This window comes from Pseudorhodoferax sp. (assembly GCF_047601025.1).
In the GTDB taxonomy this organism is placed as follows: Bacteria; Pseudomonadota; Gammaproteobacteria; order Burkholderiales; family Burkholderiaceae_C; genus Pseudorhodoferax.
On sequence record NZ_JASGJZ010000001.1, the window covers coordinates 1753167 to 1778147 of the forward strand.

General features: G+C 71.6%; 31 protein-coding genes, 1 tRNA gene and 1 pseudogene. 16 read left to right on the plus strand and 17 right to left on the minus strand.

Annotation, left to right across the window (positions count from 1 at the left end; translation table 11 throughout):
* Positions 1–15 precede the first annotated feature (15 nt).
* Complete coding sequence (locus tag QM782_RS08150; RefSeq protein WP_415202414.1) at positions 16–1371, minus strand: aspartate aminotransferase family protein; 1356 nt, start codon at positions 1369–1371, stop codon at positions 16–18.
* 89 nt (positions 1372–1460) lie between these two features.
* On the opposite strand from QM782_RS08150, the gene QM782_RS08155 reads away from it, so the two are divergent.
* Positions 1461–2468: a LysR family transcriptional regulator gene (locus QM782_RS08155; RefSeq protein ID WP_415202415.1), complete on the plus strand. Its 1008-nt coding sequence runs from the start codon at positions 1461–1463 to the stop codon at positions 2466–2468.
* On the opposite strand, the gene QM782_RS08160 is transcribed toward QM782_RS08155, so the two are convergent.
* Positions 2462–2683, minus strand: coding sequence for a SlyX family protein (locus QM782_RS08160; RefSeq protein ID WP_415202416.1), 222 nt, complete (start codon positions 2681–2683; stop codon positions 2462–2464). The genes QM782_RS08155 and QM782_RS08160 overlap by 7 nt on opposite strands.
* 64 nt (positions 2684–2747) lie before the next feature.
* On the opposite strand from QM782_RS08160, the gene QM782_RS08165 reads away from it, so the two are divergent.
* A tRNA-Ala gene (locus QM782_RS08165) sits at positions 2748–2823 on the plus strand.
* A 310-nt stretch (positions 2824–3133) separates the two neighbouring features.
* On the opposite strand, the gene QM782_RS08170 is transcribed toward QM782_RS08165, so the two are convergent.
* Complete coding sequence (locus tag QM782_RS08170) at positions 3134–3838, minus strand: hypothetical protein (RefSeq protein ID WP_415202417.1); 705 nt, start codon at positions 3836–3838, stop codon at positions 3134–3136.
* A 152-nt stretch (positions 3839–3990) separates the two neighbouring features.
* On the opposite strand from QM782_RS08170, the gene QM782_RS08175 reads away from it, so the two are divergent.
* Positions 3991–4974 (plus strand): LysR family transcriptional regulator, encoded by a 984-nt coding sequence (locus QM782_RS08175; protein ID WP_415202418.1) that lies wholly within the window; start codon positions 3991–3993, stop codon positions 4972–4974.
* Here the strand turns inward: QM782_RS08175 and QM782_RS08180 are convergent.
* Positions 4958–5164, minus strand: coding sequence for a hypothetical protein (locus QM782_RS08180; RefSeq protein WP_415202419.1), 207 nt, complete (start codon positions 5162–5164; stop codon positions 4958–4960). The two genes, QM782_RS08175 and QM782_RS08180, sit on opposite strands and share 17 nt — an antisense overlap.
* Before the next feature lie 131 nt (positions 5165–5295).
* On the opposite strand from QM782_RS08180, the gene QM782_RS08185 reads away from it, so the two are divergent.
* On the plus strand, positions 5296–6123 hold the full coding sequence (locus QM782_RS08185) for a metallophosphoesterase (RefSeq protein WP_415202420.1): 828 nt from the start codon (positions 5296–5298) through the stop codon (positions 6121–6123).
* 63 nt (positions 6124–6186) lie between these two features.
* On the plus strand, positions 6187–6765 hold the full coding sequence (locus QM782_RS08190; RefSeq protein ID WP_415202421.1) for a DUF2889 domain-containing protein: 579 nt from the start codon (positions 6187–6189) through the stop codon (positions 6763–6765).
* 73 nt (positions 6766–6838) lie between these two features.
* On the opposite strand, the gene QM782_RS08195 is transcribed toward QM782_RS08190, so the two are convergent.
* Positions 6839–7087, minus strand: coding sequence for a hypothetical protein (locus QM782_RS08195; protein WP_415202422.1), 249 nt, complete (start codon positions 7085–7087; stop codon positions 6839–6841).
* Positions 7088–7272: 185 nt separating this feature from the next.
* Between QM782_RS08195 and QM782_RS08200 the strand changes: the two genes are divergently transcribed.
* The 3 genes from QM782_RS08200 to QM782_RS08210 all read left to right on the plus strand — a co-directional run bounded on the left by QM782_RS08200 (position 7273) and on the right by QM782_RS08210 (position 9391).
* Positions 7273–7791: a flavin reductase family protein gene (locus QM782_RS08200; protein WP_415202423.1), complete on the plus strand. Its 519-nt coding sequence runs from the start codon at positions 7273–7275 to the stop codon at positions 7789–7791.
* A gap of 86 nt (positions 7792–7877) precedes the next feature.
* Positions 7878–8780: a DMT family transporter gene (locus tag QM782_RS08205; protein WP_415202424.1), complete on the plus strand. Its 903-nt coding sequence runs from the start codon at positions 7878–7880 to the stop codon at positions 8778–8780.
* Between the two features lie 32 nt (positions 8781–8812).
* Positions 8813–9391: an amino acid synthesis family protein gene (locus QM782_RS08210; protein ID WP_415202425.1), complete on the plus strand. Its 579-nt coding sequence runs from the start codon at positions 8813–8815 to the stop codon at positions 9389–9391.
* Here the strand turns inward: QM782_RS08210 and QM782_RS08215 are convergent, their stop codons facing one another.
* A complete protein-coding gene (locus QM782_RS08215) occupies positions 9392–10426 on the minus strand; it encodes a DUF72 domain-containing protein (RefSeq protein ID WP_415202426.1) in 1035 nt (344 codons plus the stop codon).
* Positions 10427–10592: 166 nt separating this feature from the next.
* Here QM782_RS08215 and QM782_RS08220 point away from each other — a divergent pair, with 166 nt between their 5' ends.
* Positions 10593–11015, plus strand: a complete 423-nt coding sequence (locus QM782_RS08220; RefSeq protein WP_415202427.1) for a hotdog fold thioesterase — start codon at positions 10593–10595, stop codon at positions 11013–11015.
* 228 nt (positions 11016–11243) lie between these two features.
* Here the strand turns inward: QM782_RS08220 and QM782_RS08225 are convergent, their stop codons facing one another.
* Positions 11244–11819 carry a cob(I)yrinic acid a,c-diamide adenosyltransferase gene (locus QM782_RS08225; RefSeq protein WP_415202428.1) on the minus strand — a complete coding sequence of 192 codons (576 nt, stop codon included), beginning with the start codon at positions 11817–11819 and terminating at the stop codon, positions 11244–11246.
* A 160-nt stretch (positions 11820–11979) separates the two neighbouring features.
* On the opposite strand from QM782_RS08225, the gene QM782_RS08230 reads away from it, so the two are divergent.
* A complete protein-coding gene (locus QM782_RS08230) occupies positions 11980–12315 on the plus strand; it encodes a hypothetical protein (RefSeq protein ID WP_415202429.1) in 336 nt (111 codons plus the stop codon).
* A 40-nt stretch (positions 12316–12355) separates the two neighbouring features.
* Here the strand turns inward: QM782_RS08230 and QM782_RS08235 are convergent, their stop codons facing one another.
* Positions 12356–12832, minus strand: coding sequence for a DUF2127 domain-containing protein (locus tag QM782_RS08235; protein ID WP_415202430.1), 477 nt, complete (start codon positions 12830–12832; stop codon positions 12356–12358).
* A 317-nt stretch (positions 12833–13149) separates the two neighbouring features.
* Between QM782_RS08235 and QM782_RS08240 the strand changes: the two genes are divergently transcribed.
* The 3 genes from QM782_RS08240 to QM782_RS08250 all read left to right on the plus strand — a co-directional run bounded on the left by QM782_RS08240 (position 13150) and on the right by QM782_RS08250 (position 16191).
* Positions 13150–14574 (plus strand): FAD-binding oxidoreductase, encoded by a 1425-nt coding sequence (locus QM782_RS08240; protein WP_415202431.1) that lies wholly within the window; start codon positions 13150–13152, stop codon positions 14572–14574.
* A gap of 122 nt (positions 14575–14696) precedes the next feature.
* Positions 14697–15299, plus strand: a complete 603-nt coding sequence (locus tag QM782_RS08245) for a tetratricopeptide repeat protein (RefSeq protein ID WP_415202432.1) — start codon at positions 14697–14699, stop codon at positions 15297–15299.
* A gap of 55 nt (positions 15300–15354) precedes the next feature.
* Complete coding sequence (locus QM782_RS08250; RefSeq protein WP_415202433.1) at positions 15355–16191, plus strand: hypothetical protein; 837 nt, start codon at positions 15355–15357, stop codon at positions 16189–16191.
* Between the two features lie 60 nt (positions 16192–16251).
* Here the strand turns inward: QM782_RS08250 and QM782_RS08255 are convergent, their stop codons facing one another.
* Positions 16252–16431 (minus strand): hypothetical protein, encoded by a 180-nt coding sequence (locus QM782_RS08255; protein WP_415202434.1) that lies wholly within the window; start codon positions 16429–16431, stop codon positions 16252–16254.
* Positions 16432–16468: 37 nt separating this feature from the next.
* Between QM782_RS08255 and QM782_RS08260 the strand changes: the two genes are divergently transcribed.
* Positions 16469–16615 carry a hypothetical protein gene (locus QM782_RS08260; protein WP_415202435.1) on the plus strand — a complete coding sequence of 49 codons (147 nt, stop codon included), beginning with the start codon at positions 16469–16471 and terminating at the stop codon, positions 16613–16615.
* A gap of 194 nt (positions 16616–16809) precedes the next feature.
* Here QM782_RS08260 and QM782_RS08265 read toward each other — a convergent pair whose 3' ends face one another.
* From QM782_RS08265 to QM782_RS08295, 7 genes are all read right to left on the minus strand, one after another.
* Entirely contained in the window at positions 16810–17748 is a 939-nt protein-coding gene (locus tag QM782_RS08265; protein WP_415202436.1) for a ParB/RepB/Spo0J family partition protein, read from the minus strand.
* A 6-nt stretch (positions 17749–17754) separates the two neighbouring features.
* Positions 17755–18321 (minus strand): RBBP9/YdeN family alpha/beta hydrolase, encoded by a 567-nt coding sequence (locus tag QM782_RS08270; protein ID WP_415202437.1) that lies wholly within the window; start codon positions 18319–18321, stop codon positions 17755–17757.
* On the minus strand, positions 18318–19082 hold the full coding sequence (locus tag QM782_RS08275; RefSeq protein ID WP_415202438.1) for a ParA family protein: 765 nt from the start codon (positions 19080–19082) through the stop codon (positions 18318–18320). Before QM782_RS08275 ends, QM782_RS08270 begins: the two co-directional genes overlap by 4 nt.
* Before the next feature lie 71 nt (positions 19083–19153).
* Positions 19154–19801: a 16S rRNA (guanine(527)-N(7))-methyltransferase RsmG gene (gene rsmG / locus QM782_RS08280; RefSeq protein WP_415202439.1), complete on the minus strand. Its 648-nt coding sequence runs from the start codon at positions 19799–19801 to the stop codon at positions 19154–19156.
* Positions 19798–21726, minus strand: coding sequence for a tRNA uridine-5-carboxymethylaminomethyl(34) synthesis enzyme MnmG (gene mnmG / locus QM782_RS08285; protein WP_415202440.1), 1929 nt, complete (start codon positions 21724–21726; stop codon positions 19798–19800). Before mnmG ends, rsmG begins: the two co-directional genes overlap by 4 nt.
* Entirely contained in the window at positions 21727–22143 is a 417-nt protein-coding gene (locus QM782_RS08290; RefSeq protein ID WP_415202441.1) for a type II toxin-antitoxin system VapC family toxin, read from the minus strand.
* Between the two features lie 5 nt (positions 22144–22148).
* Positions 22149–22397 (minus strand): type II toxin-antitoxin system Phd/YefM family antitoxin, encoded by a 249-nt coding sequence (locus QM782_RS08295; protein WP_415202442.1) that lies wholly within the window; start codon positions 22395–22397, stop codon positions 22149–22151.
* 54 nt (positions 22398–22451) lie between these two features.
* Here QM782_RS08295 and QM782_RS08300 point away from each other — a divergent pair, with 54 nt between their 5' ends.
* Positions 22452–22745, plus strand: coding sequence for a YkgJ family cysteine cluster protein (locus QM782_RS08300; protein WP_415202443.1), 294 nt, complete (start codon positions 22452–22454; stop codon positions 22743–22745).
* Positions 22746–22873: 128 nt separating this feature from the next.
* On the opposite strand, the pseudogene QM782_RS08305 reads toward QM782_RS08300, so the two are convergent.
* Positions 22874–23807 (minus strand): annotated as a pseudogene (locus tag QM782_RS08305) (LysR family transcriptional regulator).
* Between the two features lie 78 nt (positions 23808–23885).
* Here QM782_RS08305 and QM782_RS08310 point away from each other — a divergent pair.
* A complete protein-coding gene (locus QM782_RS08310; protein WP_415202444.1) occupies positions 23886–24647 on the plus strand; it encodes an SDR family NAD(P)-dependent oxidoreductase in 762 nt (253 codons plus the stop codon).
* Positions 24648–24981: the final 334 nt, after the last annotated feature.

Genomic DNA, 24981 nt, shown 5'->3' on the forward strand with positions numbered 1-24981 from the left:
CGCCCGCGCGCGCCGTCAGGCCGTCGCGGCCAAGGCGTCGCCCAGCGCGTTGACCAGCCGGTCGATCTCGGCCTTCTCGCTGATGAAGGGCGGGGCCAGCTGGATCGTGTCGGCGCCGTAGCGCACGTAGAAGCCCTTCTTCCAGCACGCCATGGCGATCTCGAACGGGCGCTTCGCCGGCTCGCCGGGCACGGGGGCGATCGTGATGCCGGCGGCCAGGCCGTAGTTGCGGATGTCCAGCACGTGCTTCGCACCCTTGAGGCTGTGCACGGCGGCCTCGAAGTGCGGCGCCAGCGCGCGCACGCGGCCCGGGCCGTCCTCGGCCACCAGCAGCTCCAGCGCGGCGATGCCGGCCGCGCAGGCGACCGGATGCGCCGAATAGGTGTAGCCGTGCGGAAACTCCACCAGGTAGTCCGGCCCGCCGGCCGCCATGAAGGTGTCGTAGATCTCCCGGGTGGCGACCACGCCGCCGAGCGGCTGCGCGCCGTTGGTGACCTGCTTGGCGAAGTTCAGGATGTCCGGCGTGACGCCGAAGGCCTCGGCGCCGGTCATCGCGCCGCAGCGTCCGAAGCCGGTGATGACCTCGTCGAAGATCAGCAGGATGTCGTGCTGCGTGCAGATCTCGCGCAGGCGCTGCAGGTAGCCCACCGGCGGGATCACCACGCCGGCCGAGCCCGAGAACGGCTCGACGATCACCGCCGCGATGTTGGACGCGTCGTGCAGCGCGATCAGGTCCAGCAGCCGGTCGGCCAGCGCCGCGCCGCCCTCGGCCGGCATGCCCTTGACGAAGGAGCCCGCGGCCGGCTGGGTGTGCGGCATGTGGTCGGCCTCCACGCCCTGGCCGAAGGTCTTGCGGTTGCCGCCGATGCCGCCGACCAAGATGCCGCCGAAGTTGACGCCGTGGTAGCCCTTCTCGCGGCCGATCAGCCGCGTCTTGGTGCCGCGGCCCTTGGCGCGCCAGTAGGCACGCGCCAGCTTCAGCGAGGTGTCGGCCGCCTCGGAGCCCGAACCGGTGAAGAACACGTATTCCAGGCCCTGGGGCATCAACGCCTTGACCTTGTTCGCCAGCTCGAACGACAGCGGATGGCCGAACTGGAAGGCGGGCGCGTAGTCCAGCCTGGCCACCTGGCGCGCCACGGCCTCGCTGATCTCGGTGCGGCCGTGGCCCAGGCCGGTGCACCACAGGCCCGACAGGCCGTCGAACACCTGGCGGCCCTGCGCGTCGGTGAAGTAGGCGCCCCGGGCCTCGACGACCAGGCGCGGGTCGGCCTTGAACTGGCGGTTGCCGGTGAAGGGCATCCAGTGCGCCTCCAGCCAGGCGGCGTCGGTGCGCAGGGCGGGGTTCGCGGCGGGGGCGGTCGACACGGTCATGGGGGCTCCCAAGTTGGACGGAAAACGCGATTGTTGGGTGCCCGGCTCAGTTGGACAATGTTCACCTATCCATCTTCACTTGACGATCAATGCAAGCAACGCCCCGTCCGGCGCGCCGCGCCGTGCTCGGCCAGCTCGACGACATGGACCTGCGGCTGCTGAAGGTCTTCCGCAGCGTGGTGCAGTGCGGCGGCATGACCGCGGCCGAGCTGGAGCTGAACATCGGCACGTCCACGATCAGCCGCCACGTCAAGGACCTGGAGACGCGGCTCGGCCTGCTGCTGTGCCGGCGCGGCCGCGCCGGCTTCGCGCTGACCGAGGAGGGCCAGCGCGTCTACGACGAAACCCAGCGCCTGCTGGCCGCGGTCGACGCCTTCCGCAGCGGCATCGACGACATCCACGGCCGCATGGGCGGCACGCTGGAGCTGGCCGTGTTCGACAAGACCGCGACCAACCCGCAGGCGCGCATCGCCGAGGCCATCGCGCGCTTCTGCGCGCAGGCGCCCGAGGTACGGCCCAGCCTGCACGTGGCCTCGATCCAGGAGATCGAGCGCGGCGTGATCGACGGCCGTTTCGCGCTGGGCATCATCCCGGCGCACCGCGCCTCGCGCAGCCTGCGCTACGCGGACCTGTTCGGCGAGACCATGCTGCTGTACTGCGGCAGGAACCACCCGCTGTTCGGCGCCGACCATGCGGGCCTGAGCTGGGCGCGGCTGCGGCAGTACCCGTTCGCCGGCCTGGCCTACCACTCGCCGAACATGGAACTGAGCCACCGGCAGCAGCTGGTGCGCCGCGCCAGCGGACACGACCAGGAAGCCATCGCCACGCTGGTGCTGTCCGGCTGCTTCCTCGGCTTCCTGCCGGACCACTACGCGGCCGGCTTCGTCGCCCAGGGGCTGCTGCAGGCCGTGGCGCCGCAGCGCTTCTCGTACGCCTGCCAGTTCGTGAGCCTGCTGCGCCGCTCGCCGCAGCCCTCGCGCGCCGCGCTGCTGTTCCAGGACTGCCTGGCGGCGGCGCACCAGCCGCCCAGGGATGCGCCGGGCCGCCCCCGGCTGCCGAGCCCGCCACGGGGGCCGGGCCCAGGAACCGTTCAGTAGTGCGGCGGCAGCTCGTCGCGCAGGCTGCGGGCCGGCGCAGCCGCGGCCGGATCCGGCAGTTGCCGGCGCAGTGTCTCCAGCTGGCGCTGCAGCACCTCGATCAGCTGCTGCTGGCGATAGACCGTGAGGTTCAGCGTTTCCAGCAGGTCCTCGGCCTCGCAAGCCTTCAGTTCCAGCGCGTCCAGGCGCCGCAGCACAGTGTCGTTCGCATCCATGTGGCGATTGGACACCGACACGGCAGCACCGTGCGCATCGGTATTAGAATGCGCGTCTTCGCGTGGGGGGGTAGCTCAGCTGGGAGAGCGCCGCGTTCGCAATGCGGAGGTCGGGAGTTCGATCCTCCTCCTCTCCACCACTACATTCAGCGCCCAACCATCGTTCTCGGTTGGGCGTTTTCGTTTCGGCGACCGCCGCAGCGCGGCACCGACAAGGCAGCGATCGCACCCATCCAGAGTGGTTTGCCACTCGTCCTCGCCAGCTCGAGGACGCCAGCCGCAAAGGGCATGCGGCCACAAACCCGTCTCACGCCATGGGGAAACCCGCGTCAACGCCCCATGCAGCACCGCCAAACAAAAAGGGAACGTGTCAAACACGTTCCCTTCGCAGCGCCCGGCAGGCGACCGGGGATTGGCCAGCCGGCCTCGCCCCGCGGAGATGGACCAGGGTTACTGGTAGTAGCCGGCGTGGCGGGCACCCAGGGCATGGGCGGCATCGCGCAGGGCGGCGCTGGCCTGGTCGGCACGCAGCAGGGTCTGCGTCTGCTGCGGCAGGGCGCCACCGGCGCTCAGGCCGGCCATGCTGCGCGAGGCCTTCTCGGCCGCCATCAGCATGGCCACCTGGGTGCGGGTGTTCCGCACGTCACGGTGCCATTGCAGGATGATCTGGCGCAGGCTGCGGCGGTTGGGCGCCTCGGCGGCACGCAGGGCGGCCGCGGCGGCGCTCGGCAGCATGGCGCCTTCGCTGCGGGCCATCGCGGCGCGCAGGTCGGCCATCACGCGGGCATCCACCTGGGCGGTGGCCCACAGACGCTCGTCGGCGCGGCGCTGGGCGACGCGGGCCGACCAGGCGTTCAGGCCGCCGACGACGGCGCCCGCCAGGCGGCGGGCCGGCGCGGCGAACAGCGCGATGGCGGCGAACGCCACCAGCCACAGCACGATCCAGGCGGCCATCAGGCGCCCGCCGGCCCAGCTTTCGACCAGGCGGTCGGCCAGCACCAGCAGGGCGGCGACCACGGCGCCGAGCAGCAGGGCGGCGATGCCGCGGGTGCCGTCGAAGTCGCGGCGCATGCGGCCGGCCGCCTCGATGACGGCCTCGGCCCGGGCCACGCCGGGGTGTTGTTGCGGATAGTCGATGTGAACGAAGCTGGTCATGTGGATTCCTTTCCTTCGCTGCGTCGGTAGCAGCGCTTGGGGTGAATACTAGGGTTTGCCCTAGGTATGTTCAAATTTATATTCATGATGCTGGACATTCAGCATCGTGATGAATACAGTATTTCGCCCACTTTTTCACGCGAAGGCCGCCCTTGGCTCCTCCGAACTTCCGCACGCTGGACCTGAACCTGTTGCGTGTTTTCGACGAAGTGCTGGCCGAGCGCAGCCTCACCCGGGCGGCACGCAACCTGTCGCTGACGCAGCCGGCCGTCAGCAACGCCATGCAGCGGCTGCGCGATGCGCTGGGCGACGAGCTGGTCACGCGCAGCGGCCAGGGCATCGAGCCCACGCCGCGTGCGATGGCGCTGTGGCCGCCCGTGCGCGATGCGCTGCGCCAGCTGCAGGCCTCGCTGGCGCCGAGCAGCTTCAATCCGTTGGAAGCAGACAACACTTTCGTGCTGGCGATGGCCGATGCGACGGCCGCGCTGCTGATGCCGGAGCTGCTCGACATCCTCGAGCACGAGGCGCCAGGGGTGTCGCTGCGCGTGATCCCGCTGAGCACGCGCGATCCGCGCCGGCTGCTGGACGACGAGGCGGCGGACCTGGCGATCGGCTTCTTCCCGGCCGTGCTGGCCGACCTGACGGCGCGCGCCCAGGTCGGCAAGGCGGTGCCGTTCGAGCACCAGCGGCTGTACGACAGCGAGTACGTCTGCGCGATGCGGCGCGACCACCCGCTGGCGGACGGCCCGCTGACGCTGGACGGGTTCTGCGCGGCGCGCCACCTGCTGGTCAGCTTCTCGGGGCGGCCCTACGGCTTCATCGACGAGGCGCTGACACTGCTCAAGCGCGAGCGCCGCGTGGTCATGACGGTCAACCAGTTCTTCACGGCCGGCCGCGTGGTGGCGACGTCCAACCTGCTGACGGTGCTGCCGCGGCACTTCATCGAGGCTGCCGGCATCGCCGGCCAGGTGGTGCACCGCGAGCTGCCGTTCCAGGTCGCCGCCGTGCACGTGGAGGCGCTGTGGCATCGCCGCATGGATCTGCACAGCGACCACCAGTGGCTGCGCCAGGCGGTCGTGCGGGCGGCGGAGAAGGCGTTCGGCCCGCTGGGGCCGCCGCTCAGCGAACCACGCTGAGCCAGGCCAGGGCGGCGCTGCGCAGGCGCCGGGCCTCGAACGGGTCGTGGCCCGCGCAGCGGTGCGCGCTCTCCAGCAGGCCGAAGGCCACGTCGGAGGACGCGGCTTCGCGGGGGGCCTGGCCGGCAGAAGCAGCGGCGGAAGCGGCCCACCCTTGGAACAGATGGGCAAACCAGGAAACGATCGACATACACACACCGCGTGGCAGCGGTTCCAGAAATGACAGTGCTCCAAGAATAAGGGTTATCCCTAGTTTCGCAAGCCGATGACCATGCCGTTCCCGCATAACCATCGCATGGATCCGCATCCGCGCCGCATTCCGTGAAATTCCAGCTGCTGTCCGACCTGCACCTCGAGGTGCACACCGACTTCGTGCCCGAGCCGCTGCCGGGCGCGGAGGCACTCATCCTGGCCGGCGACGTGGGCTCCTACCAGGCCGGCTCGCGCATGGCCGACGACGCCTTCGGCCTGCCGCTGTTCCGCGACTGGCCGGTGCCGGTGTACTACGTGCCCGGCAACCACGAGTACGACATGCTGGACGTGGATGACGCCCGGGCGAGGCTGCGCGCGTGCTGCGAGCGGCTGGGCCTGGTCTGGCTGGACCGCGAGGTCGTCACGCTGCCCGGCGCCGGCGCCGACGGGCGTGCGCTGCGGCTGGCCGGCACCACGCTGTGGACGGATTTCGACGCCATCGGCCTGGCCGCGGGCAGCCGGCCGGCGGCACCGGCCGAGCTGCTGAAGGCCCGGCACAAGGCCTTCCGCGCGGCCGACCACTACCTGCGCCGCACCGGCACCACGCGCCACGGCCAGCCCTGGCTGGCCGCGCAGATGCGCGAGGAAGGCCTGGCCTGCCAGCACTGGCTGCGCGCGGTGCTGCAGACGCCGTTCGACGGCCACACGGTGGTGGTGACGCATTTCGCGCCCAGCCTGCACAGCGCCGACCCGCGCTACGGCCTCACGCCCGGCACGGCCGGCTTCTGCAATGCGCTGGACGACCTGCTGCCGCTGGCCCATACCTGGCTGCACGGCCACCTGCACGCCCCCAGCGACTACCGGCACCGCGGCTGCCACGTGGTCGCCAACCCGCTGGGCTATGCGGACAAGGGCGAGCAGCAGGGCTTCCGCCCCGGGCTGCTGGTGGAAGTGTGAAGCGGCGGGGACACCCCGGCCCGCTTGAGCGCGATCAAGGCCAGATCCCTAGAATTTCCTTCCATGCCGCTGCCACCGCCTGCCCCACGCACCCACGCGCACCTGCGCCGCGTCGAATACCGCGGCTACCACCGCGACGACGGCCTGTGGGACATCGAAGGCCATCTGCGCGACACCAAGAACTACGAGCAGACCATGCCCGGCCGCGGCGTGCTGCCCAAGGGCGAGCCGGTGCACGACATGCACGTGCGCGTGACCATCGACGACGCGATGAAGATCGTCGACATCCATGCCGCGATGCCCGGCACGCCGTTCGAGGAATGCCCGCGGGCGGAGGCGCCGGTGCGCCGGCTGATCGGCGCCACGCTGGGGCGCGGCTGGCGGCGCGCGCTGGACGAGGCCATCGGCGGCACGCGCGGCTGCACGCACCTGCGCGAGCTGCTGTTCGGCGCGGCCACGGCCGCCTTCCAGACCATGGGCAGCTACCGCGAGCACCTGCGCCAGCAGCGCGGCGAGCCCGAGACGGTGCGCCTCACGCCGCCGTTCTACATGGGCCAGTGCATGTCCTGGGACTTCGACGGTCCCGTGATCGCCCGCGTGGCGCCGCAATTCATCGGCTGGCACCACCGGCAGAAGGGGTGACGCGGGCCGGCGGCCCGTGCCGGGGCGCGTTCCCGGGCGCGCCAGCGGTGGCGCGCACGCCGCTGGCGGCGGCTCACTTCTGGCGCCGGTAGGTGCTGTCCATTTCGACGGACTTGCTGGTGTCCTGCACGCCGCGGTCGAGATCCTCGTGGGCCTGGCGGCCTTCCTGGGGCACCTTGCCGTCGTCGGTCATGCCGTGTTCCATCTGGTCGCGCTCGTGCGGCAGCGGCAGGTCGTCGGGCGCACGCACCAGTGCGCCCGGGCGCGGGCGGCGGCGCAGGTAGTTGACGCGGGAGCGGGAACCGGGGGACTTGTCGGGCATGGCTGCCTCTTTCTCGGAATGGAAGGCCGTGGCGACGACCGGGCGACGGGAAGACGGCTCCACCGTAGCGCAGCGCCCGCGGGCAGCGTGTCGGACGGCGGGCGCACCGCTTGTAGGAACGCCGGGCGCATGGGTGCTCGCGCCGCTGCGCGCCGCGCCCATGCGATTCGGTTAGATTCGCCGCCATGCCTCTCCCCGCCGCGACGCGCCAGGCGCGCGCCCCGACCTTTTCCACCGTCGAGTTCCGCCGCAGCCTGTCGATGTTCGCCACCGGGGTGACCATCGTGACGGCACGCCAGGGCGACGGACGCCTGGTCGGGCTGACGGCCAATTCGTTCAACTCGGTGTCGCTGAGCCCGCCGCTGGTGCTGTGGAGCCTGGCGCGCACGGCTTCGGCGATGGCGGCGTTCAGCACCGGCTCGCACTACGCGATCAGCATCCTCGCCTCCGACCAGAAGGCGCTGGCCGAGCGCTTCGCCACGCGGGCGCCCGACCGCTGGGCCGGCGTGGCCTGGCGCGAGGGCGTGGCCGGCGCGCCGCTGCTGGAGGGCTGCGCCGCGGTGTTCGAGTGCTTCAACCGCAGCCGCTACGAGGAAGGCGACCACGTGATCTTCGTCGGCGAGGTCGAGCACTGCACGCACCGCGCCGGCGCCTCGCCGCTGCTGTTCCACGGCGGGCGCTTCTACACCGAGCATCCGTTGTGAGCTTTTCCCGGGTTCGGCCGGCCCCGCTGCGCCGCGCCGGCCCATGCTTTGCCGCCCGGCCGCGCGGCGCCACACACCCCTGAACCATGCCATCGACCCAGCGCAAGGACCGCCTCGACAGGCTGGCCATGGGCCTGCTGATCATCTGCTGCCTGCTGTGGGGCGCGCAGCAGGTCCTGGTCAAGGCCACGATCGCGCACATGCCGCCGGTGCTGCAGGGCGCGCTGCGCTTCGTCGCCGCCACGCTGCTGCTGATGGGCTGGTGCCGCTGGCGCGGCATCGCGCTGTTCAGCCGCGACGGCTCGCTGGCCGCGGGGCTGGTGGCCGGGCTGCTGTTCGCCGGCGAGTTCGTGGCGCTGTACCTGGGGCTGGCCGGCACCACGGCCTCGCGCGCCACGGTGTTCCTGTACACCTCGCCGTTCTGGGTCGCGCTGCTGCTGCCCTGGCGGGTGCCGAGCGAGCGGCTGCGGCCGGCGCAGTGGGTCGGGCTGGCCTGCGCGTTCGCGGCCGTGGCCTTCGCGCTGCGCGAGGGCTTCGGCGCCGGCCTGGCCACCTGGCGCGGCGACCTGCTGGCGCTGCTGGCGGCGCTGATGTGGGGGCTGACGACGGTGCTGATCCGCGCCACGGCGCTGGTGCGCATCGGGCCCGAGAAGCTGCTGTTCTACCAGCTGGCCGTCTCGGCGCTGGTGTTCCCGCTGCTGTCGCTGGCGCTGGGCGAGCGCTGGGACTGGCATTTCACGCCGTTCGTGGCCACCTCGCTGGCGCTGCAGGCGGTGGTCGGCGCGTTCGCCAGCTACCTGGCCTGGATGTGGATGCTGGGCCGCTACCCGGCCACGCAGCTGTCGTCCTTCGTGTTCCTGACGCCGCTGTTCGCGCTGGCCTTCGGCGCCTGGCTGCTGCACGAGCCGCTGACGCCCAGCCTGCTCGGCGCGATGGCGCTGGTGGCCGCCGGCATCTGGCTGGTCAACCGCGCACCGCATCGGCGATGATCGTCCCACGTCGTCCCTCCCAGGAGTCCGCCATGTCCCTGATCGAAATCCGCAAGCGCAGCCTGACCATCGAGACCACCTACCACGAGGGCGGCCCGCCGGTGGAGGTGCCGCTGAAGATGGCCGCGGCCTGCGCGGTGATCCGCAACCCCTACGCCGGCCGCTACGAGCCGGACCTGACGCCCTTCATGGCCGAGCTGCGCAGCCTGGGCACGCTGCTGGCGAAGGAGCTGGTCGACACGCTGGGCCGCGACCGCGTCGAGGTCTACAGCAAGGCCGCGATCGTCGGCGTGGACGGCGAGATGGAGCACGGCGCCGTCTGGCACGAGGCCGGCGGCTGGGCCATGCGCGAGGTGCTGGGCAACCCCAAGGCCATCGTGCCGGCGGCCAAGGCCGTGGCCGGCACCGGCTACCGGCTGATGGTGCCGGTGCACTACATCCACGCCTGCTACGTGCGCAGCCACTTCAACAGCATCGAGATCGGCATCCAGGACGCGCCGCGGCCCCGGGAGATCCTGTTCGCGCTGGTCATGGGCACGGGCGGGCGGGTGCATTCGCGGCTGGGCGGCCTGCTGAAGGAGCAGGTGTCGGTGCACGACGGGCAGCGCTGACTACGCCGCCAGCAGCCGCGCCATCGCCTCCACCGTGCGCGGCGCGGAGCCCTCGGCCTTGTTGCCGATCGTGAGGTAGGCGTGGTGGCCGGCGGCCAGGGTGGCGCGGGCCACGCGGGCCAGCACGGCGCGGGTGTCGGGGTCGGGATCGACCAGTTCGTGGAAGGGCTGGTACAGCGCCTTGGCATCCTCGTAGCCGTAGGCGCCGTGCAGGCGGTTGAGGTTCCAGCGGCAGACCATGGGCCCCGGCCACAGCGCGCGCAGCACGGGCAGCTGCTCGGCGATCGGCGGCAGCTTGGCGTGGCCGCCCAGGCAGTAGGTGGCGCCGGCGGCGCGCAGGGCGTCGGCGAAGGCGGGCACCAGCCACTCGGCGTTGCGGACCTCCACCGCCAGCACCAGGTCGGGCGCGCGGGCGCGCAGTTCCTGCAGCGGCGGCAGCGCGGCCAGCATAGCGCCCAGGCGGGCGATCCAGTGCGGCATGCGCGCCAGCATCGCGGCCGGCAGCGGACTGAGCTGGAACACCAGCGCGCCAGCCGTGGCCCCGAGGCCCTGCAGCGCCGGCTCGACGAAGGCGGACCAGGCCAGGCCCGGGTCGAGAAAGCCCTCGTTGGCGCGCATGCCCTGGCCGTCCTCGCGCCGCACCAGCGCGTCGGCCACGGCGCTCGGCGCCTTGACCACGAAGCGGAAATGCGCCGGCACCTGCTCGGCATAGGCCGCGTACTGCGCGACGGTGAGCGGCCGGTAGAACGCCCGGTCCAGCGAGACGGCCCGCATCAGCGGGTGCCGCGCATAGGTCGCCAGGCCGCGCCGGGCCAGCATGGACTCGCTGTAGGTGCCGTCCCAGACCAGCCCGTCCCAGCCGGGGAAGGACCAGGACGAGGTGCCCAGGTGCAGCAGCGGCGGCAGCCGCGCGGCCAGTGCGGCGAATTCCGCGGGCCAGGCCGCCGGCGCGACGCTGCGGGTGCGCGGCCGTGCGGCGGGCACGGGCGCCGGCGCGGACCGCGCCGGCTCGTCCGGGAACAGCGGGTCCTGCACCTCAGGCCTGCCCCGGCGGCGTGGACGATGGCAGGAGGAAGTTCGGGACCATGCGCGCTGTCTCCGTGTCGAGCGGAGCCGCATGATAGGTCCGGCCCCGGCTCGGCATCGGCCTCGGGCTGGCCCGTATAGTGCCCACCTCCCGAGCAACGAACCGCCGCCCGCCATGCCCATCTGGAAGAAACCCGTCTCCGTCGAGATCCTGACCACCCTGAGCGCCGGCACGGCCATCGAGCACCTGGGCATCGAATTCCTGGAGGTCGGCGACGATTTCCTGCGCGGCCGGGTGCCGGTGGACCGGCGCACCCGCCAGCCATACGGCCTGCTGCACGGCGGCGTCAGCGTGGTGCTGGCCGAGACGCTGGGCTCCTGCGGCGCCGCCTACGCCGTGCCCGAGGACTGGCGCGCCGTCGGCCTGGACATCAACGCCAACCACCTGCGCGGCGTGACCGGCGGCTGGGTCACCGGCACCGCGCGGCCGGTGCACATGGGCCGCAGCACCCACGTCTGGCAGATCGACATGGCCGACGAGGCCGGCATGCCGACCTGCGTGTCGCGCATCACGATGGCGATCCTGGCACCGCGCTGAGAGGCTGTGAACACATCCTTCACGCCCACGCGCGGGCCCCGGTAAGCGCCCGCGCGCCTTGCCAACGCCTCGCCCTTCGGCCCGGGACACGCCGGACGGCACGCGGGCATTGCTGCCCTTGCCCTGGCACCAGCCAGGGGGCGGCTGGTGCCTACGCGTGCGGCCCGCCGCGCCCTGCCGATGGCCGCGACCGGTTCATCCGCAGTTTCTGAGCCCCGGCCGGCCGCGTCATGGCGCGCCGGCATCTCCCTCGCGCGCCATCCGCTCGCTCTTCCAGTACACGTCGTCGCCGCCGTCCAGGCGGTTGAGCACGCGCGCCAGCACGAACAGCAGGTCCGACAGCCGGTTCAGGTAGTGGCGCGGCGCCTCGCGCACGGTCTCGGCACGGCCGAGCGCGACGACCGCGCGCTCGGCCCGGCGCGCCACGGTGCGGCAGACATGGGCCTGCGCCGCGCCGCGGGTGCCGGCCGGCAGGATGAACTCCGCCAGCCGCGGCAGCGTGGCGTTGTGGTCGGCCAGCGCCTGGTCGAGCTGCAGCACCGCCTGCGTCTTGAGCAGCTCGAAGCCGGGCATGGACAGCTCGCCGCCCAGGTTGAACAGCTGGTGCTGCACGTCCACCAGCAGCTCGCGCACGCCGTCGGGCATGGGCTCGCACAGCAGCAGGCCCAGGTGCGAGTTCAGCTCGTCGACCTCGCCGATGGCGGTGATGCGCAGGCTGTCCTTGCCGACGCGCGCGTTGTTCGCGAGGCCGGTCGTGCCGTCGTCGCCGGTGCGCGTGGCGATCTGCGTCAGTCGCTTGCCCATGCCTGTCCTCCGTGCCGATCCAAAGCCCGGCATTGTGCCGTTTACAAACCGGCCGCCATTTGTGAGGCCGGCAACAGGAGGCAAGAGTGCTGGCGGCGCGCCCATGCGTCTGGTCGAATCCCGCGTCGCTGATTCGCGCCAGAACCAAGGATCCCCCGGCATGCGCCTGCCCCGCCCCCTCGCTCGCTTCGAAGAACACCGCCTGGCCCTGTGCCTGTGCGCCGCGCTGGGCAGTGCCTGCGCCGTGGCGCAGGCGCGGGCGCAGGACGTCCTGGCCCAGGCCCCGGTCGGCGCCCCGGTCGCCCACCATGTGCGCGACGGCGCGCTGCAGCGCGTCGACGAGGCCTTCGGCCGCGCCGACACCGACGGCGACGGCCGGCTCAGCCGCGAGGAGGCCCAGCGCCTGCCGGCCGTGGCCGAGCGTTTCGACGAGATCGACGCGAACCACGACCGGGTGCTGTCGCGCGAGGAATTCCACCGCGGCGTGAGCCTCTGAGCCGCATGCGCGGCGGATCGCAACGCCGGACCGTAGCCGTTCAGGAAGCGCCGGCACGCCGCCGCACCAGCGCCCAGGCCATCACGCCCACCACGGCCAGGTTGACCACCAGCACCAGCGCGCCCAGCGCGGTCGGCCGGTGCGCCAGCTCGGCCACCTCGAACGGCAGGTAGATGCCGCCGCTCAGCGCCGCCAGCCATTCGGCCCAGGCGCGCTGGCGGTACAGGCCGTAGGCTTCCAGCAGGCGCAGCGCCGAGTACGCCGCCGCACCCAGCGCCAGCCAGAGCAGCCGCGGCTGCTGCAGGTGCGCCACGGCGTCCAGGAAGATGTGCGGGTACTTCGACGCCGGGTTCAGGTGCGAGTGGGCGACCAGCCGCGCAGCCAGCGCGTTCAGGTCGTGGTGCACCAGCGCCAGCACGCCGGTGGCGGCCAGCAGCACGACGAGGCCCTTGCAGGCCTCGACCAGCGCGATCGCGCGGATCGCGCCACGGGAGGCGTCGGTGGTCGTGGCGGCCATGGATGTTCACTCCTGCGGAGCTGCGCATCCTAGCCCGTGCCGCGCCAGCGCGGCGAGGACCGCCGTCAGGCCCCGCCGCGCCCCAGCGCGAGCCGGCAGCCAGCCAGCAGCACGGCCAGCACCACCAGCTGGCCCACCAGGAATTCGAGGATCAGTTGCATTGCGGACTCCTTGTCGTCGTCGCGGCAGCGCTGCCGCAGCAGCGTTTGTCGCCGCGCGGCGTCAAGGCGATTCGTCGCGCCGGTAAAGCCCCGGACAACGCGGAGCGCGCCGACCCGCACTCCTAGAATCACCCACCCCCTCCCGGAGACAAGGCCATGAACGCTCCCGCCGCATCCCGGCACCTGGTGCCCGAGTTCCATCCGCGCGAAGTGCCCGCGGCACTGGTGGAGGCCTTGAAGGCCCGCTTCGGCGAGCGCTGTTCCACGGCGCTGGTGGTGCGCGAGCAGCACGGGCGCGACGAGTCCTCCTTCACCGTGCCGCCGCCGGCGGCCGTGGTGTTCGCCGAAAGCACCGCCGACGTGGCCGAGGTCGTGCGCCTGGCCGCCGCGCACGCGGTGCCGGTGATCCCGTTCGGCGTCGGCTCCTCGCTCGAAGGCCACCTGCTGGCCGTGCAGGGCGGCATCAGCATCGACGTCTCGCGCATGAACCAGGTGCTGTCCGTCAACGCCGAGGACCTGACGGTGACCGTGCAGCCCGGCGTCACGCGCAAGCAGCTCAACGAGGAACTCAAGAGCTCGGGCCTGTTCTTCCCGATCGATCCCGGCGCCGACGCCTCGCTGGGCGGCATGACGGCCACCCGCGCCAGCGGCACGAACGCGGTGCGCTACGGCACCATGCGCGAGAACGTGCTGGCGCTGGAGGTGGTGACGGCCAGCGGCGAGACCATCCGCACCGGCACGCGCGCGCGCAAATCGGCGGCGGGCTACGACCTGACGCGCCTGTTCGTCGGCAGCGAGGGTACGCTGGGCGTGATCACCGAGGTCACGCTGCGCATCTACCCGCTGCCCGAGGCGGTGTCGGCGGCGATCTGCTCGTTCCCGAGCATCGCGGCGGCCGTGCACAGCGTGATCCAGACCGTGCAGCTGGGCGTGCCGATCGCGCGCGTGGAGCTGATCGACGCCAACACCGTGCGCATGGTCAACACCTACGCCAAGCTGAGCCTGCGCGAGGAACCGATGCTGCTGATGGAGTTCCACGGCTCGCCGGCCAGCGTGCAGGAGCAGGCCGAGACGGTGCAGCAGATCGCCTCCGAACACGGCGGCCAGGCGTTCGAGTGGGCCAGCACGCCGGAGGAGCGCACGCGGCTGTGGACGGCACGGCACAACGCCTATTTCGCGGCCGTGCAGTCGCGCCCGGGCTGCAGGGCGATCTCCACCGACACCTGCGTGCCGATCTCGCGGCTGGCCGACTGCCTGCTCGACTCGGTGGCCGAGGCCGACGCCAGCGGCCTGCCGTATTTCCTGGTCGGCCACGTGGGCGACGGCAACTTCCACTTCGGCTACCTGCTCGATCCGGACCGGCCCGAGGAGCGCGTCCAGGCCGAGGCACTGAACCACGCGCTGGTGGCGCGGGCGCTGCGCCTGGGTGGCACCTGCACCGGCGAGCACGGCGTGGGGCTGCACAAGATGGGCTTCCTGGTCGACGAGACCGGTGCCGGGGCCGTCGAGATGATGCGCACGATCAAGCGCGCGCTGGACCCGCTGAACATCATGAACCCGGGGAAGATCTTCGCGCTGTAGCTCCCCGCAGGGGGGTCGACTCGGAACTTCGTCAAAATTGGCGACGTACTGGCTGGACTTGCATGGATTTCTTGCAGTTCAAGACATACAGTTACGTTCCTTCTTTCACGCAGGCCCGCCCAATGATCCGCCCGCTCCTTCCCCTGGCCGCCCTGGTGCTTGCCGCCTGCGCCCAGACCCCGCCCCCCGCGCCGGACCGGCCGGCCATGATCCGCATCTGCGACGACACCGGCTGCTCCGACCGCCCGCGCAACAGCGCCACCTTCGACGCCACGCGCGACGACAACCCCGCGCAGACGCGCCGCATGGCCGCGCTGGCCGACCTGGCGGGCAAGGACCCGCGCGCAGCCTACGACCTGGGCCTGCGCTACTTCCGCGGCGACAGCGTGCCGCAGAACAGCTACCAGGCGCTGCAGTGGATGCGCAGCGCCGGCGAGCGCGGCCATCCGCAGGCCCAGATGGCGCTGGGGCGCTTCTACCTGACGGGGCTGGAAGAAATGGGGCCGGACCCGCAGGAAGCCGAGAAATGGCTGTCCATGGCCGCCGGCCGCGGCGACAAGGAGGCCGCCAGGCTGCTGGCCGAAGCCAGCGCGGCCAAGAAGAAGAACCAGGACGACTACCAGCTCTGGGTGACCCGCCAGCGCGAAGCCGGCTACGGCTTCTGGTACAGCGGCTACCCGTACTACTGGGACTGGGGCCCGCAAGGCTGGCATTACCGCTACTGAGTCACCTTCCTTCCCCGATTCCCTTTCCCCTCCCTTTGCCGAAGAAAGCCCATCCATGAACCATTCCTCTGCCTTCTTCCTGCGCCCGGTCGTCCTGGCGGCATCCGTCCTGGCCCTCGCGGGCTGCGAAACGCCCGGCGGCGGCAAGATCACCACGGGCGGCAGCCCGACGGCCGTGACCGGCGCCGCCGCCGGCGGCACCAGCGCCGGCGCGCAATCCTCGCTGGAGCGCTGCGACGCGCCGCTGGGCACGCTGGCCGTGGACGACGGCCGCGGCAAGGAGTGGTACGCCAGCTTCGGCGCCGCCACCAAGGTCACCTCGATCGAGCCGCTGCTGCGCCTGGCCGTGCAGCAGTCCAACTGCTTCGTGATCACCTCGATCGGCAACAACCGCACCGAGAGCCGCCTGAGCTCCATCACCGACAAGCAGCGCAACTCGGGCGAGTTCCGCGCCGGCTCGAACCAGCAGAAGGGCCAGCGCGTGGCGGCGGACTACTTCATGGAGCCGTCCATCATCATCGACAACGATTCCACCGGCAAGCTGGCGGGCGCGCTGGGCGGCTTCCTGGGCCGCGGCGTCGGCGCGCTGGCCGCGGGCATGGAAAGCAAGGTGTCCGTGGTCACGCTGACCATGTACGACATCCGCTCCTCGGTGCAGATCGCGATCTCCGAGGGCAATGCCACGGCCACGAACTTCGGCGCCGCGCTGGGCGCCTTCGGCGGTGGCGCGGCGGCCGGCCTGGGCGGCTTCTCGCGCACACCGGAAGGCAAGGCCACGGTCGCGGCCTTCATCGACGCCTACAACTCCATGGTGGTCTCGCTGCGCAACTACAAGGCGCAGGAAGTCAAGGGCGGCCTGGGCCGCGGCGGCGTGCTGAAGGTCGGCCAGTAAGCGGCTCCAGCGTCCGGCGAAGAGCCTCGCAAGAGGCTCTTGCCGGAGGGCTTTGATCTTTCACCACTGCGCGGCCGAACTGCGCCGATACGGCCGCCAGCACCAGCAGGACGACCACAGGCTCCGCACCGCCACCAGGCGAGGACCGGCCAGCAGCAGCACGGCGACCAGCGCCGGCAACGCGGCCTTGCCGAGACCACCAGAGAAGCTGTAGAAGCCGAACAGACGCCTCGACGCCATCGCTGTCGGTGACGCGCATCGCGCCGCGGGTACCGCGATGCTCGATCCGATGCCGGCCACCACCAGGCCGACGCAACGCCCCGCGAAGCCGAGCGGCCGCGCCACCCTGATCAGGAAAACCCACCCTCAAAACGGCAGTTCACTGGTCGGAACGCCGGCAAGTGCTTTCCGCACCCTGGACTGATCGACTGTGGCGACCCACCCAGTTGGAACGGCTCCGCAGTTGCTGAAAAACGGCCGCGACCCCGTGCCAGCACTTGCTTTTCTTTGTTTTCGACATCGCCCAAGCGCCGTTTCCAGGCTCACGGGCGCGACGATGGCCGACAGCATCGGCGCTGCGCACAGCGACCTGCGCGCGGCGGCCGCGCGCCGCACGGATCAGCGGACCCGTTCCGGCGCCAGCTTCTCGATCAGGCCGTTCAGCTCTTCCAGCGAGCCGAACTGGATGGCCAGTTCGCCGGCCTCCAGCACGCGGCCGCCGCGCTTGACGCGCTTCTTGACCCGGATCTCGACGTCGGCGGCCAGCAGGTCGGAGAGTTCCTCCTCCACCCGCGCGAGGTCGCGCGACTTTTCCTTGCGGGGCTTGGGTGCGCTCAGCGCGGACTCGGTCGACAGCTTCTTGGCCAGGCCTTCGGCCTCGCGCACCGACAGCTTCTTCGCCGAGATCTGGTTGGCCGCCGTGATCTGCATGGCCCGGTCCAGCGGTAGCAGCGCACGCGCGTGGCCCATGTCCAGGTCGCCGGCCATCAGCATGGTCTGCACCGGCTCGGCCAGCTGCAGCAGGCGCAGCAAGTTGCTGGCGGCGCTGCGCGAGCGGCCGACGGCCTGGGCCGCCTGCTCGTGCGTGAGGCCGAATTCGCGCACCAGGCGCTGCAGGCCCTGGGCTTCCTCGAGCGGGTTCAGGTCCTCGCGCTGGATGTTCTCGATCAGCGACATCGCCGCCGCGGATTCGTCCGGCACGTCGCGCACCAGCACCGGCACCTCGGCCAGGCCGGCCAGCCGCGCCGCACGGAAGCGGCGCTCGCCGGCGATGATCTCGTAGCGGCCGGCGTGCTCGCCGCCGGCCAGCTTGCGGACCAGGATGGGCTGCATGATGCCCTGGGCCTTGATGCTCTCGGCCAGCTCGTACAGCGCGCCCTCGTCCATGCGGGTGCGCGGCTGGTACTGGCCGGGGACCATCTGGTCCAGCGCCAGCGTGCTGGGCAGGGTATCGGCGGCCGCCGCGGGAGCGGGGGCCTCGGCGGGCGTGTCGGCGAAGGACGGGCCCAGCAGGGCTTCCAGCCCGCGGCCCAGGCCCTTGGGGCGCTTGGTGACCATAGTTGTCTAGTCGCTTCCTTGGAGTTCGTGCAGCAATGCGCGGCCGGCGGGCCATTCGCCCAGGCCAGAGTCGGCGTTCAGGTGGCCGTGCGCGCCCATGTCGCGCAGGTCGGCGCCCCAGGCATCGGCCAGGGTGCGCGCCTTGTCGAAGCTGCAATAGGGATCGTCCCGGCTGGCCGCCAGGATCGCGCGGAACGGCAGGCGCTGGCGCACGACGGGCGCCCAGCCCGGCAAGGCATGGCGCAGGTCCTCGCGCTCGACGTCGCCGGGCGCGACCAGCAGCGCGCCGCGCACGCGGCCGGTCAGCCGGCTGTGGGCGGCCCAGGCCGCCGCCTGGATGCAGCCCAGGCTGTGCGCGGCCAGCAGCACGGGCCGCGCCGGCGGAAGGGACAGCAGCACCTCGTCCAGCCGCGCCAGCCAGTCGCCGCGCCGAGGCTGCATCCAGTCGTGCTGTTCGACACGCAGGTCGCCATGGCGCGCCTCCCACAGCGTCTGCCAGTGGCCCGGGCCGGAGCCCTGCCAGCCCGGCAGCGTCAGGACCAGGGCGCCTTCGGCAGGCGGGACGGCGTTCATCGGTTGCGGGCGACCATCTCGCGCGCGAACGCCAGATAGGCCTGGCTGCCGCGCGCCGAGGGATCGAACACCACGCCGGGCAAGCCATAGCTGGGCGCCTCGGCCAAGCGCACGTTGCGCGGGATCACGGTCTCGAACACCTTGTCGCCGAAATGGGACTTCAGCTGGTCGGCCACCTGCTGCTGCAGCGTGATGCGCGGGTCGAACATCACGCGCAGCAGGCCGATGACCTTCAGCTCCTTGTTCAGGTTGGCGTGCACCTGCTTGATGGTGTTGACCAGGTCGCTCAGCCCTTCCAGCGCGAAGTACTCGCACTGCATCGGCACGACCACGCCATGCGCGGCGCACAGGCCGTTCAGCGTCAGCAGTGACAGCGAGGGCGGGCAGTCGATCAGCACGAAGTCGTACTCGCCCTGCACGGCTTCCAGCGCCTGGCGCAGCCGGCGCTCGCGGCGCTCGACGCCGACCATCTCGATCTCCGCGCCGGCCAGGTCGCGGCTGGCGCCGAGCACGTGGTAGCCGCATTTCTCGGACGCCACGCGCGCCTCGGCGATGGTGGCGGACTCCAGCAGCACGTCGTAGACCGACAGCGCCAGCTCGCGCTTGTCCACGCCCGAGCCCATGGTGGCGTTGCCCTGCGGGTCCAGGTCGACCAGCAGCACGCGCTGCCCGGCCCGCGCCAGCCCGGCCGCGAGGTTGACGCTGGTGGTGGTCTTGCCGACCCCGCCCTTCTGGTTGGCGATGCAAAAAACTCGGGCCATGGTGTGTGTCGTATGCGGCGGCAGCGGAAAACAGTCCGCGAGTTTACGCGGCTGCGGTTACGCGGCTGCGGTTACGCTGCGGCGGGACGCAGCCAGACGATACAGCGCTCGGCCGCAAGGTCCGGCACCTGCAGATGTTCCACGTGAAACACCTGCACGCCGGGCGGCAGTTTGGCGATCTCGTCGCGCGGCTCCTTGCCCTTCATGGCGAGCCAGACGCCGCCCGGCGCGAGCGCCGCGCGCGACCATGCGGTGAAGTCGGCCAGCGCAGCGAAGGCGCGGCTGGACACCACGTCGTAGCCGCCGGCCAGGTTCTCGACGCGGGCGTGCAGCCCGCGCAGGTTGGCGAGCTTCAGCTCCACCGCCACCTGCTGCACGAAGGCGGCCTTCTTGGCGACCGTGTCCACGCAGTCCACCTGCAGCTGCGGATGCAGGATGGCGAACACGACACCCGGCAGCCCGGCCCCGGCGCCCACGTCCAGCAGCCGCGGACTGGCGGCGCCCTGCCGCTCCGCCAGTACGCGCCGCAGCGGCGGCACGGCCGCCAGGCAGTCGAGCAGATGCTGCGTCAGCATCTGATCGGGATCGCGCACGGCCGTGAGGTTGTAGACCCGGTTCCACTTGGCGATCAGCGCCAGGTAGGCCAGCAGCGCGTCGGCCTCGCCGTCCGACAGCGGCAGGCCCAGCGCCCCGGCCGCCTGCAGCAGCCGCGCCTTCACGCCGCCACCGCCCGGCCGCCGCGCTTCTTCAGGTGCACCAGCAGCAGCGACACGGCGGCCGGCGTCACGCCGGAGATGCGCGAGGCCTGGCCCAGCGTCTCGGGCCGGTGCTTCTGCAGCTTTTGCCGCACCTCGATCGACAGCGCCGGCACCGCCATGTAGTCGAAGTCCGGCGGCAGCTTCAGCGTCTCCAGGTGCGCCGCGCGCTCGACCTCCTCCTTCTGCTTGCCGATGTAGCCCGCATATTTGGCGGCGATCTCGATCTGCTCGACCACGTCCTCGCCCAGCGCCTGCTCGGGCGCGAAGCGCCCGCCGTCCAGCGACATCAGCCCGGCATGGTCCACGCCGGGCCGGCGCAGCAGTTCCGCCAGGCTGTATTCGTGCTCGATGGCCTTGCCCAGCACGCGCTCGGCCTCCGATGCCGGCAGGTTGCGGGGGTTGATCCACAGCGAGCGCAGCCGCTCTGTTTCACGTGAAACAGCATCGCGCTTGCGGCAGAAAACCTCCCAGCGCGCGTCGTCCACCAGGCCCATCCGGCGGCCGGCTTCGGTCAACCGCATGTCGGCGTTGTCCTCGCGCAGCTGCAGCCGGAACTCCGCCCGGCTCGTGAACATGCGGTACGGCTCGCTGACGCCCTTGGTGATCAGGTCGTCCACCAGCACGCCCAGGTAGGCCTCGTCGCGCGCCGGCACCCAGGGTGCGCGATCCTGGCACTGCAGCGCGGCGTTCACGCCCGCGAACAGGCCCTGGGCCGCCGCTTCCTCGTAGCCGGTCGTGCCGTTGATCTGGCCGGCGAAGAACAGGCCGCCGATCGCGCGCGTCTCGAAGCTGCTCTTGAGGGCGCGGGGATCGAAGTAGTCGTACTCGATCGCATAGCCCGGCCGCAGGATATGGGCGTTCTCCAGCCCCGGCATCGAGCGCACCAGCGCGAGCTGGATGTCGAACGGCAGGCTGGTCGAGATGCCGTTCGGGTAGACCTCGTGCGTCGTCAGCCCCTCCGGCTCCAGGAAGATCTGGTGGCTCTCCTTGTCGGCGAAGCGGTTGATCTTGTCTTCCACGCTGGGGCAGTAGCGCGGCCCCACGCCTTCGATCTTGCCGGTGAACATCGGGCTGCGGTCGAAGCCGGAGCGGATGATCTCGTGCGTGCGCGCATTGGTGTGCGTGATCCAGCATGGCACCTGGCGCGGATGCATGGTGGCGCTGCCCATGAAGCTGAACACCGGCATGGCCGCGCGCTCGCCGCCGGGCATGCCGTCGCCGGGCTGCGCGGTGCAGCGGGAGAAGTCGATGCTGCGCCCGTCCAGCCGCGGCGGCGTGCCGGTCTTCAGCCGGCCCTGCGGCAGCTGCAGCTCCTTGAGCCGCGCGCTCAGCGATTGCGCCGGTGGATCGCCGGCGCGGCCGGCCGCATAGTTGTTCAGCCCGACGTGGATCTTGCCGTCCAGGAAGGTGCCGGCCGTCAGCACCACGGTGCGGCCGCGGAAGGCGATGCCGACCTGCGTGACGGCGCCCACCACCCGCTCGCCCTGCACCAGCAGGTCGTCCACGGCCTGCTGGAACAGCCACAGGTTCGGCTGGTTCTCCAGCATGCGGCGGATCGCGGCCTTGTACAGGATGCGGTCGGCCTGGGCCCGGGTGGCGCGCACGGCCGGGCCCTTGCTGGAATTGAGGATGCGGAACTGGATGCCGGCCTCGTCGGTCGCCAGCGCCATGGCACCGCCCAGCGCGTCCACCTCCTTGACGAGGTGGCCCTTGCCGATGCCGCCGATCGACGGGTTGCAGCTCATCTGGCCTAGCGTCTCGATGTTGTGGGTCAGCAGCAGCGTGCTGCAGCCCATGCGGGCGGCGGCCAGCGCCGCCTCGGTACCGGCGTGGCCGCCGCCGACGACGATGACGTCGAATTCCTGGGGATGGGTGTAGGGGCTCATTCAGGCTGCCTGTACGAGAAAAGTGGGAATGGCCAGGGCCTCGGCGGCCTGGGCCTGGTGTTTGTCGGCAGTGATGAACATGTCCACGCCCGCCGCCTGCGCCGTGGCGATGTGCAGCGCATCCATGGCCCGCAGGCGCGCGCCCGCCATGGCCTGGGTGGACAGGGCCTCGATGCGGCTGTCCAGCGGCATCACGTCGAAGCCGTCGAAATCCTGGGCCAGCGCCTGCAGGTCGGCCTGCAGGTCGGCTTGCGTGGTCGCGCCGTCGTGCAGGTCGCGGCACAGGCTGGCGGCGACTTCCATGCGGGCGTGCGCCGCCATCACCACGCCGTCGGCGCGTTCCAGCCATTGCTGCACCTGGTCGTGGCCCTGCTCGTCGCGGTAGCGCTTGGCGATGGCCGAGGTGTCGAACAGCACGCGCATCATCCGCACCTCGCCTGCTCGCGCTCGTCGATGATGCGCTGCGCGATCGTCTTGCCGTCCGGCCGCACCACCCTGCGCGGGGTGATGCGCTGTTTCCAGTGCGGCAATGGCGCGGCCTCGGGCCGCGCCGGCACCAGGTCGGCCACCGGCTTGCCATGGCGCAGGATGCGCACGGTCTCGCCTTGCGCGACCAGGTCCAGCATGGCCGAGACGTTGGCGCGGAATTCACTCAGGGGGAGGATCTGCATTTGTACAACTCTGAAGGATTTGTACATTCTAGGGACCGTGGTCCAATCCTCCGGATGCCAGCCCTGGATCCCCCTGCTCCCGCCTGCCGCAGCGGCTGCGGCGCCTGCTGCATCGCGCCGTCGATCAGCTCGCCGATTCCCGGCATGCCGCGCGGCAAGCCGGCCGGCGTACGCTGCGTGCAGCTCGACGAGGCGCTGCGCTGCCGGATCTTCGGCCGGCCGGAGCGCCCGGCCGTCTGCGCCGGCCTGCGGCCCTCGGCCGAGATGTGCGGCGCCAGCCGCGCACACGCGATGGCCTGGCTGCAGCGGCTGGAGGCGGCCACGGCGCCCAGCGCCGCCAACGGCTGACGCCCGGGAGGGCACCGCGACTGGCCCTCCAGCGGGACCGCCCCGCCGGCATCCGTCCAGGATCTGCAGATGGCGCGCCATGCCGACTCAGCCGTGGCACGACCCCGGCAAGCTCCGCCGGCGTCTGTTCAGGACTGCAGATACGGCGCCAGCACCTGGGCCAGCCAGTCCATGAACACGCGCAGCCGCACCGGCACCTGGCGCCGGTGCGCGTACAGCAGCGCGACCGGCAGGTCCGGCGCGCGCCACTGCGGCAGCACCTCGACCAGCGCGCCGGCCTCGAGCTGCGGGCGCAGCGCGATCACCGGCGCCTGGATGATGCCGAGCCCCGCCAGGCAGGCCGCGCCATAGGCCTCGGCGTTGTTGACGGTGACACCGCCCGCCATCGGGACATGGCGCACCGCGACGGCGGCCTGCTGCACCTCGAGGCCCGGGCTGCGCGTGCCGAGCCACGTGGCGTAGCGCACCAGCCGGTGCCGGGCCAGGTCGTCCAGCGTCCGCGGCACGCCATGCCGGGCCAGGTAGGCCGGGCTGGCCAGGTTGTGCTGGGACAGGGCCCCGAGGGGCCGCGCGACCAGTTCGGACGCCTCCAGCACGCCGGTGCGCACCACGCAGTCGAAACCCTCGGCCACCAGGTCCACGCGCCGGTCGGTGCTGGACAGCTCGATCTCCAGCCCCGGATGCCGGTCCAGGAACTCGGGCAGCCGCGGCAGCACCACGCACCGCGCCATGCCCAGCGACATGTCCACCCGCAGCTGGCCGCGCTAGGCCTGCCCTTCGCGGAACATGGCCTGCAGGTCGTCGAATGCGGCCAGCATCTCCTTGCAGCGCTCGTAGCAGGCCTGGCCGTCCGGCGTCGGCAGCACGCGCCGGGCATTGCGGCGCAGCAGCTGCGTGCCCAGCGCCTCCTCCAGCTGCTTGACCGACTTGGACACGCTGGCCTTGGGCAACCCCAGGCTGTCGGCGGCCTGCGTGAAGCTCGCCAGGCTCGGCAACGCGCGTGAAGATCAGCAGCAGCTCGGGGCGCAGCACGGGGCGATCGTTCGTTTTCGGCGAACGCATCTATCACTCGGGACTTCTTTATTGGCAGCGACCGCATCAACAAAGTGCGCCCATCGCACACCCTTCAGGAGATCCTCCATGGCCACCACCCCCATCGCACTCGTCACCGGCGGCAGCCGCGGCCTGGGCCGCAGCACCGCGCTCGCCCTGGCCGCCCAGGGCACGGACGTCGTGCTGACCTACCAGCACAACGCCGAGCAGGCCACCGCGGCCGTCGCCGCGATCCAGGCCCTCGGCCGCCGCGCCGCGGCGCTGCCGCTGGACGTCGGCGACAGCCGCGGCTTCCCGGCCTTCGTGCAGCGCTTGCGCGAGGCGCTGGCCGCCACCTGGCAGCGCGAGCGCATCGACTTCCTGGTCAACAACGCCGGCATCGGCATCCACGCACCGTTCGCGCAGACCACCGAGGCGCAGTTCGACCAGCTGGTCGACATCCACCTGAAGGGCACGTTCTTCCTGACGCAGGCCCTGCTGCCTCTGATCGCCGACGGCGGGCGCATCGTGAACCTGTCCTCCGGCCTGGCGCGCTTCACGATGCCGGGCTATGCCGCCTATGCCGCGATGAAAGGCGGCATCGAGGTGCTGTCGCGCTACATGGCCCAGGAACTGGGGCCGCGCGGCATCCGGGTGAACGTGGTCGCGCCCGGCGCGATCGAGACCGACTTCGGCGGCGGTACCGTGCGCGACGATGCCGGAGTCAACGCCGCCATCGCCGCGCAGACGGCGCTGGGCCGCGTCGGCCTGCCGGACGACATCGGCCCCGTGGTCGCGGCGCTGCTGTCACCCGGCATGGGCTGGGTCAACGGCCAGCGGATCGAGGCGGCGGGCGGCATCCACCTGTAAGAAGGTGTGAACGAGCCGCTCACGCCGCGCGCGGCTCGATGACCACACCGGCTTCTCGCACCGCCGATGCGCCTCGGGCCTCGCCCTGTGGGCCGAGGCACGCCGGACGGCACACAGGCGCTGCAACCCATGTGCTGGCCCGGCCAGGACCGCAGCTGCGGCCTGCAAAACGCCCCGTCGTGGCCGCGATCGGAGCATTCACTCAAAACCGCGGTACCCGCAGCCGGATTGGCTGGGCAGGGACGACTGGCGCGAAGCTGAGGGGGATCGGACAGACTCACCCGATGGGCAAAGCGGGACGCAGGGCGTTGGCACGGCGCGGCGCGGCTGGCCG